Source organism: Pectobacterium atrosepticum (assembly GCF_000740965.1).
GTDB lineage: Bacteria > Pseudomonadota > Gammaproteobacteria > Enterobacterales > Enterobacteriaceae > Pectobacterium > Pectobacterium atrosepticum.
Genome location: NZ_CP009125.1, coordinates 1564405 through 1580494 on the forward strand (window position 1 = coordinate 1564405; position 16090 = coordinate 1580494).

The window sequence follows — 16090 nt, forward strand, 5'->3', positions numbered from 1 at the left end:
ATTAAGCGGCCTCATCCCGTTTTCTCCTTAAATAATCGGTATCAGACGGTTAGGCCTGCTCCTCTTTATATTTGAACGAGAAGAGGAAAATGATGGCGATAGCGGCAGCGGCGACCGCAGGGATCCACCAGAAAGAGGTCCAGATTGCGGGCTCATTTAGCGTGCCGTTGTCGAAGAGACGGTTATAAATCGCACCGGAAACCTGCGATCCCAGCAGCATGCCAATTCCGTAGGTGAACAGAACCACCAGACTTTGGGCCTGACCTTTGATTTTTTCCCCGGCGATGCGGTCGGTGTAGATGAAGCCAATGACGAAGAAAAAGTCATAGCACACGCCATGGAGAAGGATGCCGATATAGAGCAGCCAGCGGGTTTCTTCGTTCACGCCGAGTGCGAAGAATGCGTAACGTACGAACCACGCCAGCATGCCGATGAACAGCATGTATTTCACACCCAGTCTTCTAAACAGCAGCGGGATGATCAGCATGAAGAAGATTTCGGACATCTGGCCGAACGACATAGCGGTACTGACGTTGCTGATGCCGACATCGCTCAGGAAGGAGGCGGTGTAAGCATAGTAGGTGCCTAGTGGAATCGAGATCAGCATGGCGCAGATGGCAAACACCAGGAAATGGCTTTTCTTCAGCAGCGCAAATGCATCGGCACAGAACAGATCGCGTAATGCCAGCGGTGAGCCTTTTGCGGGCGCTGGAGTATGTGGCAGCGTCAGGCTGTAGGCTGCCAGAATGGCGGAGCAAGCGGAGGCAACGTAGAAAATATTGACGCTTGCGGCGATGCCAGCCATCCCGATGCAGACCCCGGCAACGATCCAGCCGATCGTGCCGAAAACCCGCACAACGGGAAAGCTTTTTTCACTGTTACTCAGGCTATGAAATGCAATGTTGTTAGTTAACGCCAGCGTTGGCATAAAGCACAGCGTGTAGGCGAACAGGAGTATCAGCAGTTGGGTGCCGTTCTCGCTGGTCAACGCACTGGGAACAAACCATAAAATGATGGCCCCGATCAGGTGCAGCAGCGCCATGACTTTCTGTGAGGGGAAGAAGCGATCGACCACCATACCCAACACAAACGGAGAAAGGATCGAGGCGATCGGTCCGGCAGAGAAGGCGTCGCCAATCATGGCAGCCAGATTATGCTGTGTCATAACCAAGCCCAACGTAACCGACCATGAACCCCAGATGAAGAACTCTAAAAACATCATGAGTGACAGTCTGGGAACGACGAAGGCCGGTTGTAACGATTTGGTAGCTGTGTTTTCAGATGAAGAAACCATGCGGTATCCCTCTTAAAAGTAATCGATTACAATCTGTGTTTTTTAAATGTAATCGATTACTTTTAACTTAACCGCAGCTTTTAGCCGTAAATGAGATCCTTATCACTAGAAAGTTATATAGCCATAGCGTAGTTGGCTGTTTTCGCGCAATGATCGGGTATCTGCTTTTATTGAGGGGAAAAGAAGAATGACGCACTTTGTTTTAGTGGGCGATGTCGGCGGCACCAATACGCGTTTGGCGCTGTGTGACGCCATTACGGGCGAATTGTCGCAAATTGAGACTTATTCCGGGCTGGATTTCCCTTCTCTGGAAGGGGCGATCCGCGATTATCTCGATTCGCGGCAGGCCACGGTGCAGGATGCCTGTATCGCGATTGCCTGCCCGATTACCGGTGACTGGGTAGCGATGACGAACCACACCTGGGCATTTTCCATCGCTGAAATGAAAGCGAGTCTGGGTTTACGCCACTTTGAGGTTATCAACGATTTTACTGCTGTTTCCATGGCGGTTCCGGTGATGGGGCGTGAGAGTTTGCTCCAGTTCGGTGGTGGGGAACCTGTGCCGGGTAAGCCCGTTGCCGTGTATGGCGCAGGCACGGGGCTTGGTGTCGCTCATCTGGTTCATGTTGCCAACCAATGGGTCAGCCTGCCGGGTGAAGGTGGGCATGTGGATTTCGCGGCCAATAGCGATGAAGAAGACAACATTCTGGCTATTTTGCGCCAATCGTTGGGGCATGTTTCTGCTGAGCGTTTGCTGTCTGGCCAGGGGCTGGTGAACATTTATCGCGCTATCGTGCTGTCCGACAATCGTACACCTGAGGCGCTGGAGCCGAAGGATATTACCGAACGTGCTGTCAACAATACGGATGTAGATTGTCGTCGCGCGCTGTCGCTATTCTGCGTCATTATGGGGCGCTTCGGTGGCAATCTGGCGTTAAATTTAGGCACGTTTGGCGGTGTTTATATTGCTGGCGGCATCGTACCGCGCTTTCTGGAGTTTTTTAAAGCCTCTGGCTTTCGGGCGGCTTTTGAAGACAAAGGACGGTTTAAAGGCTATATGCAGGATATCCCTGTGTACCTGATTACCCATGAACAGCCAGGATTAATGGGGGCAGGGGCTTACCTGCGACAGGTGCTGGGTAGCGCGCTGTAAGTCTTTCAATAGTCGAACGCAATCAGGAAAAGCGACGTGATTGTCTAATACCACTCGCTTGCCTGATTGCGTCACCGTTAGTTATGCCAGAATACGGGTGCGGATAACCTCTGCGATGCTGGGTTCTTCATTGCTGCCAATCACCAGATCAGCACGAGCCTTGATCTCGTCGGCGCTGTTGCCCATTGCGACACCTAGTCCTACGCCTTCCAGCATGCTGATATCATTAAAGTTATCTCCAAATGCCACGACGTCCTTCATGCTGATACCCTGCTCGCCGAGCCATTGCTGAAGCAGTTTACCCTTGCTGTTGCCGGTTTGGGCGATATCAACCTGATCCTGCCATGACCATTCGCAGGCCAATCCCAGCCGTTTTTCCACTTCCGCAGCGAAATTATTCAGCGTAGGGACATCGGCATGTGTGGTTGCGAATTTCCAGATGTCGTGAGACGCCTCCGTTTGACGCACCAGATTTTCCACCTGTGCGAAGCGCGGGCGCTGCTGCTCCGGCAGGCTAGAAGCCCATGCCAGCGTGCGGACCACGTGGCCGGTAGGATACTGGTAATACATGTCGTCATCAGCATACATCAGCCCGTGAATATCAAATTCCTCTAGCAGCGTGATGACATTTTTTGCCTGATCGGCAGAGAGCGGATTGGTGTGCGACGCTCGGCCCTGCTGGTAATCATAGACGTAGGTGCCGTTACAGCAGATCGCAGGCGTATCCAACTGCAATCCCTGATAAAAAGGGTGGATTGCTGAGTGGTGACGCCCCGTGACGATCATGACTTTTATGCCTTGCTGACGGGCCAGCGCGAGTGCGCTAAGAGATTCAGGGAGGATTTTTTTCTGTTGATTCAGTAGCGTACCATCAAGATCAAGTGCAATTACTCGGTAGGTCATAGTTGTCTCGCAAATAAAAATGTGGGTATCAAATTACCTCTACGATAAAGGACACGGCGAAAAATAGACAGATAACAGCGAGATAAAAGTGTCTGGTTGGCTTGGTTGCGAAGTATCCGGTGCTGTGGGATGAAATGGGTTAATACGGGATATCATTGTCTATTTTCTATTCTTTCAACGGCTTATCATCTATTTTTTAAGCAATCAATCACAACATGGCTTTACAATACGCGGCGTACTGTTTATAGTGCGCGTCATTGCGGAGGAGTGGCCGAGTGGTTGAAGGCACCGGTCTTGAAAACCGGCGACGCGAAAGTGTTCTAGAGTTCGAATCTCTACTCCTCCGCCACTTTCAATATTTCCCCATGTCTCTTCTTGTTATCCTCTTATCTTCCATTGATATTCTGCACCATCACTTTTTATCACCCATTCAGTTTTGCTGCATCATCAGCGCCGTTAGCTAAATCAATGATTACTTAAATCAGCCACTGCTTAAATCAATAGTAGCCTTGCGATGTCTCTGTAGAATAGAGTGATTGGTCATTAATGGTATATGTGCGCCAAGGTGAGCCAGTTCGTTATCCTTTCAATGAACCTCTTCTGAGCTTTCCTGTGCCGCCACATTCGCGTGAAATAAGGAGAATACGATGCAGCAAGTTGTTTATGTCGCCAGCCCAGAAAGCCAGCAGATTCATGTTTGGCAGCTCGGTGCTCAGGGAAATCTGACATTATTGCAAACCGTTGAAGTCCCAGGACAGGTCCAGCCGATGGCGATTGCGCCAAATAAGCGCCACCTGTATGTCGGTGTTCGTCCTGACTTCAGGGTTCTGAGCTATCGTATTGATGAACAGGGTAAATTGACGGAAGCGGGCGTTGCATCCTTACCGGGTAGCCCGACGCACTTGTCTACCGATAACGATGGACGTTTCCTGTTCAGCGCGTCTTACAGCGGCGCCTGCGTTAGCGTTAGCCCGATTGATGCTGACGGCATTGTCGGCGAGCCGACTCAGCAACTGGACGGATTGGAGGGGTGTCACTCTACCAATATCGATCCAACCAATACCGTCGTGTGGGCACCGTGTCTGAAAGAAGACCGTATTCGTTTGTACGATCTGGGTACAGCGGGTGAACTGAGCATACATCGTCAGGCTGAAATGACGACGGTATCGGGTGCTGGTCCGCGCCATATGGCTTTCCATCCGAATCAGCGCTTTGCCTATTGCGTGAATGAACTGGACAGCTCAGTCGATGTGTATCAATTGGATGCAGCCAGCGGCGACGTGCAGAAAGTACAAACGCTGGATGCCATGCCTGCTGGCTTTAGCGATACGCGCTGGGCGGCAGATATTCACATCACGCCGAATGGCAATTTCCTGTACATCAGCGATCGTACTGCCAGTTTGTTGAGCGTTTTCCAGATATCTGAAGACGGCAGCACGTTAACGCTGACGGGTCATCAGCCGACCGAAACGCAGCCGCGCGGTTTCAATATCGATCACACCGGTGAGTTCCTGATTTCAGCGGGGCAGAAGTCTCAGCATATTGAGGTGTATCACATCGATCAGCACACGGGCGATCTGCAACCGCTGGCGCGTTACGCCGTCGGTCAAGGTCCAATGTGGGTGGCGGTGCTGGCGCTGGATTAAGTAAGCGAAGCACAACATTAAGATTAAGCCCTGCGTTTATCCGCAGGGCTTTTTTGTCGCTAATGTTGTGAAACGTTGATGCTGTGAAGTGCTGATTTGTGTACAGGGTCGGCAATTAACCCCGGTATTCGATAATCGACAAGCCCGCGTTGTAATCTGTGCTGTAGATGATGCCGTCGGCATCAACAAACACATCGCAAGACTGAATGATCTGCGGTCTACCGGGACGTTTATCGACCATTGTGGCTGGTGCGGCAGGCACAAGCGCACCAGTTTCTTTCGGCTGATACGGATTACTGATGTCGTAAGCCCGTACTCCTGCGTTTTGATACGTGGCGAAAATCAATGATGAACTGATGAAGCTGCCGGGTCGATTTTCATGCAGGTTATGTGGGCCAAAGTGCGCGCCTTTCTTCACATAATCCGCCTCTTTCGGCTGGGGAAAGGTGGCGATGCTGACCGGATTACTCGGTTCACGAATATCGAACACCCAAATCAATTTCTCGCCATCTTCCTGATTATCCAATACCGCTTCATCCAATACGATCAACAGATCGCGATCCGGCAGCGGTAGCGCCGTGTGTGTGCCACCGCCAAACGGCGGGCTCCAGTTACGGTGGCTGATGAGCTGTGGATGGGTACGATCGCTCACGTCCAGTAGCGTCAACCCGCCATCGCGCCAGCTTCCGTAGGCGGTGTCACCGCTGATGATGGCATGGTGAAGCGCGTAACGCTTGCCTTCAGGCCAGCTTGCGGTCTCCCCGCCAGCGTTGTGCATACCGGGTAACCAGTAACGCCCGGCAACTTCAGGGCGCTGCGGATCGGCCAGATCGATAGTCAGAAAGATGTAGTCGCTATAGCCGTCGAGCAAAGCGGAAACATAGGCCCAACGCCCACCCATGTACCAGATGCGGTGAATGCCGATGCCGTCTAACGGCAGGAAGCTGATTTCACTCGGTTTATCCGGCGTTGAGATATCGAAAATTCGTAATCCGGCGCTCCAGCTTTTGCCTTGCTGTTTGGTACTGACCGTATCGGCGACGGAGCGGGTGTAATAGACCTTTTCCTCGGCGAAGCTGGCGTCGGCAAACAAATCGCGCGCATTGACGACGAGCAGGAGGTCATCATGTGTTTGCAGATGAATATTCCAGGTGCCGGGCGGGGCAGCAATAAACCCCGCTGGCTTGGGATTCTTGGCATCGCGCACATCCACAATCGACACGCCTTGTGAAACCATGTGCCCGATGTAAGCGTAGCCGCGATGAACCATCACCTGCACGCCATCGGGTCTGCCGCCCTGATCGCTGTGTCCAATCAGCCGCATATTGCGGCTGTAATCGGGTGTTGGCAGAGGAGTCGATGCCATGAGTTACCTCCGTATTATTTCGCCTGTTTGGCTTCCAGTGTAGCAAACCACGGTGCGATAAAATCATCCGTATGGCCCCAACCTGGGATGATTTTTGCCAATCCGGCGACGTTGACCGCGCCTGGCTGGCTGGCTAACAGCGCCTGTGGAATCGAGGCAGCGCGGAACTCGTAGGTTGCAGGCGTTGGTTCACCGGCAATCTTGTTGGCAACCAGACGCAGGTTCACTTTACCGATCAACTTAGGATCGACGGCCACGCTGACTTTCCACGGGCTGCTCGCTTCGCGCATCAACTGTAAATCCTGATTGGAGATGTCGATGCTATATAGCTTGATTTCAGTCCGGCCATTTTCTTTCAATGCCTTATAAGCACCTTGGCTGAAGGCATCCCACGATCCCCAGATTGCATCAATTTTGCCTTTCGGATACTTCGCCAGTACTGCGCCGACTTTATTGGCGGTATCACCCTGTACGTCAGAGGACACAGCGCCAATCGATTCCAGCTCTTTGATGCCGGGGTTGGCTTTCAGGATCTGTTGATAAGCGAGCTGGCGGCGTTCCATCGGCGGGAAGCCTGCGACCCATAGCTTGATGATATTGGCTTTGCCGTTGAAGTCCTTAACCAGTTGGCCGAAGGATTCGTTAGTGAGTGAGGCGTCATCCTGCTGTGTGACAGTCACGCCCGGAATCTGGCCGTTCACGGCGGTATCAAACACGGAAACGGCAATACCGCTGTCGACGATGCGCTTAATCAAATCGGTAGAGTAGGGATCGCGGCCCTGTGACAGGATAATGCCATCATATTTCTGGCTAATGGCCTGATTCACGAAATCCTGAAAACGGGCGTCATCGCCGTTGCTCAAGAACGTGCTGACCTTGAAGCCCAGCTTTTTACCCTCTTCGAGCACGCCGGAAACAAACTGTGTAGTGTTGTCGTCCGATCCCAAATTGCGGATAACGGCGATCCGAACCGGACCATTATGATTGGCGATAGCGGCCGGAACAGGGGCAATGGTGGCGCTCTGATTAGCCAGTGCCGGTAATGCTGTCAGTAAGCTCAGTGCAAGCAGGGCAGGCGTAAATTTCTTCATTATCAGCTCCGTGGCGTTTTATAAATTGATGTTGTGTCGATGACAGTATTGTTATGTAGTTTGCGTTACTACTTATAGCTGTCTTTATGTCTGGATGTCTATTTAAAAATAATACTGCATCATAGCCGTTGAGCGATAGCCGAGAAAGAGGGGATGATTATGATTTTTGGGTTTAAGTTATAACGATTAGTGCTGACTGCGGATGCAAAGAAAAATGCCCGCGAGGCGGGCATTTGAGGAGAGCTGTTAGATGAGGAAAGAGTGAATTATTTCTTCGTTTCTTTCTCTTCCATTTCACGCGCCCAGCGCGGGTGGTGCTTACTCGCCCAACGTTTGGAGACCTTGCCTTCAATCATGCCCTTAATCGAGCCTTTAACCCAGAATGCCATGTACATGTGGATCAGGATGGCATGGATCAGCACGATAGCCGCCGCAGCGTGAATCAGAATAGCGTAGCGCACGATATCAATCGGGAAAAGGTGGGCAAAATAAGGACGCCACATGATAACCCCGGTGATCAGCAGTACCAGCGTCAGCCCCATAATGCTCCAGAACATCAGCTTCTGGCCTGGGTTGTATTTACCCACCTGAGCCACTTCATGTTCATTACCTTTCAACACTTCAATAATGTTGAGGAACCACGGCAGATCGCGTTTCTTCGGAATGTTATGGCTAACAAAGCGGAAGAACATTGGGATCAGACAGATAACGATCAGCACGCCAAAGAACGGGTGCAGAATACGCCCCATTTGCGGCGTACCAAACGTCTGCGTCAACCATTGCAGGGTTGGGAAAAACAGAGCAATCCCTGAGAGCGCGACCAGGAAAAAGCTAATCACCACAATCCAGTGACAGATGCGATCGATAAACTTGGTGCGCAAAATCATTTTTGGTTTACTCATGTTTGTCTCCCCCTTCTTTGTCTTCTTCCTCGTGCTCATGCTCCATTTCTTCTGTGTTCGGACCTACACCGATGTAGTGGAACATTAACCCAGCAAAGGTGGCGACAAACCCTAACGCAGAGAGCGGCTTCAGAATGCCTTTCCACAGATTGACCGGTGTGGAAATTTGCGGGTCATCCGGCAGGTTGTGATAGAGCGATGGTCTGTCTGCGTGGTGCAGAACATACATCACATGCGTACCGCCTACGCCCTGCGGATCGTAAAGACCTGCGTGTTCGTAACCACGGCTTTTCAGATCGGCGATGCGTTCTTCTGCCAGATGCTTCATCTCTTCTTTCGTACCGAAACGAATGGCACCGGTCGGACAGGTTTTCACACAGGCAGGCTCTTGCCCAACGCTAACCCTGTCGACGCACAGCGTACATTTGTAGACGCGGTTATCTTCTTTATTCAGACGTGGAATATTGAACGGGCAACCGGCGATGCAATAGCCGCAGCCGATACAGTTTTCGGACTGAAAATCGACGATACCATTGGCGTACTGGATGACTGCGCCAGCGGAAGGACAAGCTTTCAGGCAGCCTGGGTCGCTACAGTGCATACAGCCATCTTTACGGATCAGCCATTCCAAACGATCGTTCTCTTCCACTTCGGAAAAGCGCATCAGCGTCCAGGATTTAGCGCTCAGATCCGCGGGGTTATCATAAACCCCGAGGTTATGACCGACTTCGTCACGAATGTCGTTCCACTCTGAACAGGCCACCTGACAGCCTTTACAGCCGATACAGGTGGTGACATCGATCAGTTTTGCCACTTCGCTTTTGTCATTACGCACATGCGGAGGCGGTGTAAAGCCGTTGGTGGCCGAGCGTTTAATAATATCTTGTGATTGCATTGACATAGTTGGCTACCCTTACACCTTCTCTACATTAACCAGAAACGCTTTGTATTCAGGCGTTTGTGAATTAGCGTCGCCGACGCTCGGGGTGAGTGTATTAGCCAAGAACCCTTTACGCGTGGTTCCCTCATAGCCCCAGTGGCAGGGAATACCAACGGTTTCCACGCTGTGTCCGGCAATTTCCAGCGTTTTGATACGCTTGGTAACGACCGCTTTGGCTTTGATGTAGCCACGTTTGCTGGAGACTTTGACTTCATCGCCCGCTTTGATGCCTTTGCTCTTCGCCAGATTTTCACCGATCTCAACAAACTGCTCTGGCTGCACAATCGCGTTCAAACGCGCATGTTTTGTCCAGTGGCGGAACAATTCGGTAATCGAGTACGTGGTTGCCACGTAAGGGAAGTCCTTCGCGGTGCCCATCGTTTTCGCATCACGTGCAAATAAACGCGCTACCGGGCTGGAAATCACCGATGGATGCAGCGGATTAGTGCCGATAGGTGACTCGATCGGTTCGTAGTGTTCAGGGAACGGCCCGTCTACCAGTTTGTCCACAGAGAACAGACGTGCCAGACCTTCTGGCAGCATGATGAACGGCCCGGTGTCCTTGCCCGGCGGTACGGTGGCTCCGAAATCCGGTACATCAATGCCTTGCCATCTTTGGCCGTTCCATTCCAGCAATTTACGCTTGCTGTCCCACGGTTTACCTTGCAGATCAGCGGAGGCGCGGTTGTAGAGGATGCGGCGGTTTTGCGGCCAGCACCATGACCAGTTCGGCGTGCAGCCCAGACCGGCATCAGCATTGTCGCGTTTATCCATCTGGTTACCGGCCTCTGTCCAACTACCGGCGTAGATCCAGCAGAAACTTGACGTCGTACCGTCATCACGCAGCTGTGAGAAATCAGCAAGCTGCTGGCCTTTTTTCAGGAGCAGTTTGCCGCTGTCGTCGTAGATATCGGCCAGCGCCATACCGTTGGCTTCGCGGGCGATCTCTTCCGGCGTTGGATCTTCCGGGTCTTTATAGTTCCAGTTGATGTTCATCAACGGATCGGAATACGCACCGCCTTCTTCGTTATACAGTTCACGCAGGCGCATCAGCAGCTTACCGAGGATTTTGCCGTCGTGATGGGCTTCTCCTGGTGGCTCGGCCGCCGCCCAGTGCCATTGCAACCAGCGACCGGAGTTGGCGATAGAACCATTCTCTTCGGCAAAGCAGGAAGAAGGCAGGCGGAAGACTTCAGTCTGAATGGACTTCGTATCCACATCATTGAATTCGCCGTAGTTCTGCCAGAACGTGGACGTTTCAGTGATCAATGGATCGATGATGACCATATACTTGAGTTTGGAGAGAGCTTCGGTCGCTTTGTTTTTGTTGGAGAACGCGGCAACGGGGTTAAAGCCCTGAACGATGTAGCCGTTCATTTTGCCTTCTACCATCAGCTCGGTTTGCACCATGATGTCGTAGCTGCGATCCCACTTCGGTAACCAGTCATAACCCCAGTTATTCGCAGCCTGAGCGTGATCGCCGTAGAAGCTCTTCATCATACTGATAAAGAATTTTGGCGTGTTTTTCCAATAGTTAACCTGATCGGGCAACAGCGCTGTTGGCGTAATTTGCGTGAGATAGGTTTTCAGATCCGGCTGTTTTTCTGACGGGAGTGGCATATAGCCCGGCAGGTTTGTCGTTAGCAGACCGAGGTCGGTATAGCCCTGAATATTGGAGTGACCGCGTAGGGCGTTGATGCCGCCACCTGCCATGCCGATATTGCCCAGCAGAAGCTGGATCATTGCTGCTGAGCGGATAATCTGCGCACCGTTAGTGTGGTGCGTCCAGCCCAGTGCATACATGAAGGTGGCGGTTTTATTTGGCACACAGGTTTCGGCCAGCGTGCGGCAAATGGTTTCATAATCTTTGGCTGACGTACCGCACAGAGAGGTCACCATTTCCGGTGTATAGCGGGAAACGTGCTTTTTCAGCAGGTTCCAGACGCAGCGTGGGTGAGACAGCGTGTTATCACGCTTGGCAAAACCAGATTCATCCAACTCATACTGCCAGCTGGATTTATCATATTGGCGAGTTTGCTCATCGTAGCCGCTGAACAAGCCTTCGTCGAAGCTGAAATCTTCACGTACGATCAGGCTGGCGCTGGTGTAGGACACCACGTATTCGCGATGAATTTTCTCATGTGTGATGAGGTAGTTAACGATGCCGAGCAGGAAAGCCGCATCGGAACCCGCGCGAATTGGTGCATACAGATCGGCAACGGCTGCGGAACGGTTAAAGCGTGGATCGACAACAATCAATTTTGCATTATTGTGCGTTTTCGCTTCAACTGCCCATTTGAAACCAACCGGGTGCGCTTCTGCCGGGTTACCGCCCATCACGATAATGACGTTGGCGTTTTTGATATCAACCCAGTTGTTGGTCATCGCGCCACGGCCGAATGTCGGTGCCAGCGCGGCAACGGTTGGTCCGTGACACAAGCGAGCCTGACAGTCGATGGCAACCATGCCGAGTGAGCGGGCAAATTTCTGGTCGAGAACACCGGTTTCATTACTGGCGGCAGAAGAACACAGCATGCCGGTAGTCAGCCAGCGGTTGACGGTTTCGCCTTTCGCGTTGGTGCGTTGGAAGTTGGCGTCGCGGTCAGCTTTCATCAGGCGCGCGATGCGTTCAATCGCGTCGTCCCAGCTGATTCGTTGCCATTTATCTGAGCCCGGCGCACGGTATTCAGGGTAGAGCAGGCGGTTTTCGCTGTGGATATAGTCAACCAGGCCCGCACCTTTCGGGCAAAGGGAGCCGCGGCTGACTGGGTGATCGGCATCACCTTCGATATGAAAAATGGAGGGTTTTGCATTCTTGGCGCCATCGCCCAAGCTATACATGAGCACACCACAACCGACCGAACAGTATGTGCAGTTGTTACGCGTCTCTTTCGCCCGTAATAGTTTGTATTGACGTACAGATGCCATTGCTTCCGTGGGTGTAAAGCCTAATACCGCGAGAGTGGTTCCAGCCATCCCCCCCGCGCAAACTTTAAAGAAACCTCTTCTATTCAGTTGCATTAGTTTCCCTGTGTAATTATGTGTCATTTTTGTTGCGAGCAATTTAACAACACACAAAATGTGGGCTTTGCGCAAAATCAAAATTTAAGTATTTAAATCCCCATTACACCTACAAAGAGGTATGTTTTTTATTCGCTATATATTGTAATGCATAACGTTTTTGTTATTTCATGGTTACAAGTTATGCAGAGTGACGAATCGGTCGGAGGGGAATAAGCGGATATTTGTGGAGGAATTGTTGCAAAAAAAGCCGGATAAGAATCCGGCTTGATGTGGTTTTTATTTGACCTGCATACCAGGTTGAGCGCCGCTGTCTGGGCTCAACAGGAAGATATCTTTCCCGCCAGGACCCGCAGCCATCACCATACCTTCTGATATACCGAAGCGCATTTTACGCGGTGCCAGATTGGCGACCATCACGGTTAAACGGCCTTCCAGCTTAGCCGGATCGGGATAAGCCTCACGAATGCCGGAGAAGACCTGGCGAGTTTCGCCGCCCAAATCCAACGTCAGACGTAATAGCTTGTCAGAACCGTCAACAAGTTCGGCCTGCTTAATCAGCGCAATGCGCATATCGACTTTGGCAAAATCGTCAAAGTTAATAGTGTCTTGCACTGGGTTGTCTGCCAACGGGCCCGATACGACGTTTTGCGCTGTGACCATGTCTTCTTTAGACGCATCAACCATTGCGCTGACTTTATCCAGATCGATGCGATTGAACAGTGCTTTGAATGGATTGACCTGATGGCTTAGCAGCGGGGTGGAGATAGCATCCCAGCTCAGTTCCGTGTTCAAAAATGCTTCTGTGCGTTGCGTCAGCGCAGGCAGAACTGGCTTCAGGTACGTCATCAATACGCGAAACAGGTTGATACCCATTGAGCAAATGGCTTGCAGATCGGCATCCCGACCTTCTACTTTCGCCACCACCCAAGGCGCTTGTTCGTCAACATAGCGGTTGGCGATATCCGCCAGTGCCATGATCTCACGAATGGCACGCCCGGACTCACGACTGCTGTAGGCCTCCGCAATGCTGGCACCAGCATCGGTGAAGGTTTTGTACAGCTCGGCATCTGCTAGTTTGTCCGCCAGTTTGCCGTCAAAGCGTTTGCTGATGAAACCCGCATTACGCGATGCCAGATTCACAACCTTGTTTACGATGTCAGCATTCACGCGCTGGACGAAATCTTCCAGATTGAGGTCGATATCATCAATGCGAGAAGACAGTTTTGCGGCGTAGTAATAGCGCAGGCAATCGGCATCCAAATGTTGCAGGTAGGTGCCCGCTTTAATGAAGGTGCCGCGTGATTTAGACATTTTGGCACCGTTGACCGTGACATAGCCATGCACGAACAGATTCGTTGGCTTACGGAAACCGCTGCCTTCCAACATGGCCGGCCAGAACAGGCTGTGGAAATAAACGATGTCTTTACCGATGAAGTGATACAAATCCGCGTCTGAGTCTTTCTTCCAGAAATCATCGAAATTCAGATCGCCACGTTTGTCGCACAAGTTTTTGAACGAGCCCATGTAGCCGATTGGCGCATCCAGCCAGACGTAAAAATATTTGCCCGGCGCATCAGGGACTTCAAAACCGAAATACGGCGCATCGCGGGTAATATCCCACTGTTGCAGACCCGAATCGAACCACTCCTGCATCTTGTTGGCGACTTGCTCCTGCAATGCACCTGAACGCGTCCAGGCTTGCAGCATGTCGCTGAAAGCCGGTAGATCGAAGAAGAAGTGTTCTGATTCACGCATCTCCGGCGTCGCACCAGAAACCGCGGACTTCGGTTCGATCAGCTCCGTTGTGCTGTAGGTTGCGCCACAGACTTCACAGTTATCGCCATATTGATCGGCAGCCTTACATTTCGGGCAGGTGCCTTTAACGAAACGATCCGGCAGGAACATACCTTTCTCTGGATCGTACAACTGAGAAATCGTGCGGTTTTTAATAAAACCGTTCTCTTTCAGACGACCATAAATCAGACCTGACAGCTCACGGTTCTCTTCGCTATGCGTAGAGTGGTAGTTGTCATAACTGATATTGAAGCCGGCAAAGTCCTGTTGATGTTCCTGACTCATTGCCGCAATCATCTGTTCTGGCGCAATTCCCATCTGCTGCGCTTTCAGCATGATTGGCGTGCCGTGGGCGTCGTCCGCACAGATAAAGTGAACCTGGTTGCCGCGCATTCGCTGGTAACGAACCCAGATATCGGCCTGAACGTGTTCAAGCATATGACCGAGGTGAATCGAACCATTAGCGTAAGGCAGCGCGCACGTTACCAAGATTTTCTTTGCGACTTGAGTCATGAGGAACTTGCTTTCTTTTGTGAATAGAGGGAGATCGATGTTAACCGATAGCGCCTTGCTGCGTAAACCGCTGGCGTGAGTAAAAACGGTAGGAAACACCCTGGCAGATTCTATTTTGCGTAGCGTTTCCACGTTTTTGATGCCGAAGGGCGTCAGGTGACTATGGCTCTGATATGCTATACACGATCTCAACGGTAAAATATGAGAATTTCAAGGAGCCGGAATGAACGCTACAGTCCCCGAACAACGTCCTGAAGCATTGCGTGCGATGGTCACCGGGGTTTTATCTACTTTTCAGCACCCGACACTGAAAAATAATCTGACGACACTGAATGCGCTACGCCATTGTGCGTTGCTGGATAATGTATTGCACATCGAACTGACGATGCCGTTTGTATGGCTCAGTGGTTTGGCAGTATTAAAAGAAACGGTTAGCGATGAGTTATTACGTTTATCAGGCGCGAAGGCAGTCGAATGGCGCTTAACGCACGATATCGCTACGCTGCGCCGGGTTAACGATCAAGCTGGCGTGAAGGGCGTGAAAAACATCATTGCTGTCAGTTCTGGTAAAGGTGGGGTCGGCAAATCGAGTACGGCGGTCAACATGGCGCTGGCATTGGCAGCAGAAGGCGCGAATGTGGGCATTCTGGATGCCGATATCTATGGCCCTTCCATTCCTACCATGCTGGGTTCTGCCAGTGAGCGTCCCACTTCGCCTGATGGACAACACATGGCGCCGATTATCGCGCACGGCCTGGCAACCAACTCGATTGGTTATCTGGTGACGGACGATAATGCGATGGTGTGGCGTGGCCCGATGGCCAGTAAAGCGTTATTGCAATTGCTACAGGATACGCTCTGGCCGGATCTGGATTATCTGGTGTTAGATATGCCGCCGGGCACGGGTGATATCCAACTGACGCTGGCGCAGAGTATTCCTGTCACCGGTGCAGTTGTCGTGACGACGCCACAGGATATCGCGCTGATGGATGCCATGAAGGGCATCGCGATGTTTGAAAAAGTCAGCGTGCCGGTGCTGGGTATCGTTGAGAACATGAGCGTACATATTTGCAGCAATTGTGGTCATCTGGAGCCAATCTTCGGCACGGGCGGCGCGCAGAAGCTGGCGGAAAAATATCACTGTTCTCTGTTAGGTCAGCTTCCGCTACATATCTCCCTGCGTGAAGACCTTGACCGTGGTGAGCCGACTGTGGTTAGCCAGCCGGACAGTGAGTTTACTTCCCTGTACCGTGAACTGGCGGGACAGGTTGCCGCTCAACTCTACTGGCAGGGTAACGTTATCCCCAGTGAGATTTCTTTCCGAGCGCTGTAACGCTTCTATCAATGCCGGGCATCGTCCCGGCTTGTTGAATGTGTCAGTGCCTTGTTTCCCCTGATGCAATACGCGGAAAGGGTGGCGTGAAGGGGGCTAACTCCCTATAATTGCCGCGTCAAAGCGCCTGT

Annotated in this window: 11 protein-coding genes and 1 tRNA gene; 4 read left to right on the forward strand and 8 right to left on the reverse strand. The window is 51.7% G+C overall.

Annotated features, from left to right (window positions below; all coding sequences use genetic code 11):
* Positions 1 to 49: 49 nt before the first annotated feature.
* Positions 50 to 1294, reverse strand: a complete 1245-nt coding sequence (locus GZ59_RS06925; protein WP_011092985.1) for an MFS transporter — start codon at positions 1292 to 1294, stop codon at positions 50 to 52.
* 187 nt (positions 1295 to 1481) lie between these two features.
* Here GZ59_RS06925 and glk point away from each other — a divergent pair, with 187 nt between their 5' ends.
* Positions 1482 to 2447 (forward strand): glucokinase, encoded by a 966-nt coding sequence (gene glk, locus GZ59_RS06930; protein ID WP_039290840.1) that lies wholly within the window; start codon positions 1482 to 1484, stop codon positions 2445 to 2447.
* 81 nt (positions 2448 to 2528) lie between these two features.
* On the opposite strand, the gene GZ59_RS06935 is transcribed toward glk, so the two are convergent.
* The gene (locus tag GZ59_RS06935) at positions 2529 to 3350 is read right to left on the reverse strand and encodes a pyridoxal phosphatase (protein WP_039290843.1); all 822 of its coding nucleotides are present in this window, start codon (positions 3348 to 3350) and stop codon (positions 2529 to 2531) included.
* A gap of 261 nt (positions 3351 to 3611) precedes the next feature.
* On the opposite strand from GZ59_RS06935, the gene GZ59_RS06940 reads away from it, so the two are divergent.
* Positions 3612 to 3699: transfer RNA gene (locus GZ59_RS06940), tRNA-Ser, on the forward strand.
* Positions 3700 to 3997: 298 nt separating this feature from the next.
* On the forward strand, positions 3998 to 4996 hold the full coding sequence (gene pgl / locus GZ59_RS06945) for a 6-phosphogluconolactonase (RefSeq protein ID WP_039290845.1): 999 nt from the start codon (positions 3998 to 4000) through the stop codon (positions 4994 to 4996).
* Between the two features lie 115 nt (positions 4997 to 5111).
* Here pgl and GZ59_RS06950 read toward each other — a convergent pair whose 3' ends face one another.
* From GZ59_RS06950 to metG, 6 genes are all read right to left on the reverse strand, one after another.
* Positions 5112 to 6362 (reverse strand): LVIVD repeat-containing protein, encoded by a 1251-nt coding sequence (locus tag GZ59_RS06950; protein ID WP_039290847.1) that lies wholly within the window; start codon positions 6360 to 6362, stop codon positions 5112 to 5114.
* Between the two features lie 14 nt (positions 6363 to 6376).
* Positions 6377 to 7453: a sugar ABC transporter substrate-binding protein gene (locus GZ59_RS06955; RefSeq protein ID WP_011092990.1), complete on the reverse strand. Its 1077-nt coding sequence runs from the start codon at positions 7451 to 7453 to the stop codon at positions 6377 to 6379.
* A 266-nt stretch (positions 7454 to 7719) separates the two neighbouring features.
* Positions 7720 to 8355: a formate dehydrogenase-N subunit gamma gene (fdnI, locus tag GZ59_RS06960; protein WP_039290850.1), complete on the reverse strand. Its 636-nt coding sequence runs from the start codon at positions 8353 to 8355 to the stop codon at positions 7720 to 7722.
* Positions 8348 to 9256, reverse strand: coding sequence for a formate dehydrogenase subunit beta (gene fdxH / locus GZ59_RS06965; RefSeq protein WP_011092991.1), 909 nt, complete (start codon positions 9254 to 9256; stop codon positions 8348 to 8350). Before fdxH ends, fdnI begins: the two co-directional genes overlap by 8 nt.
* 12 nt (positions 9257 to 9268) lie before the next feature.
* Entirely contained in the window at positions 9269 to 12316 is a 3048-nt protein-coding gene (fdnG, locus tag GZ59_RS06970; protein ID WP_071598526.1) for a formate dehydrogenase-N subunit alpha, read from the reverse strand.
* A gap of 279 nt (positions 12317 to 12595) precedes the next feature.
* Positions 12596 to 14626 (reverse strand): methionine--tRNA ligase, encoded by a 2031-nt coding sequence (gene metG, locus GZ59_RS06975; protein WP_039290852.1) that lies wholly within the window; start codon positions 14624 to 14626, stop codon positions 12596 to 12598.
* Between the two features lie 223 nt (positions 14627 to 14849).
* Here metG and apbC point away from each other — a divergent pair, with 223 nt between their 5' ends.
* Positions 14850 to 15959: an iron-sulfur cluster carrier protein ApbC gene (gene apbC, locus GZ59_RS06980; RefSeq protein WP_039290855.1), complete on the forward strand. Its 1110-nt coding sequence runs from the start codon at positions 14850 to 14852 to the stop codon at positions 15957 to 15959.
* Positions 15960 to 16090: the final 131 nt, after the last annotated feature.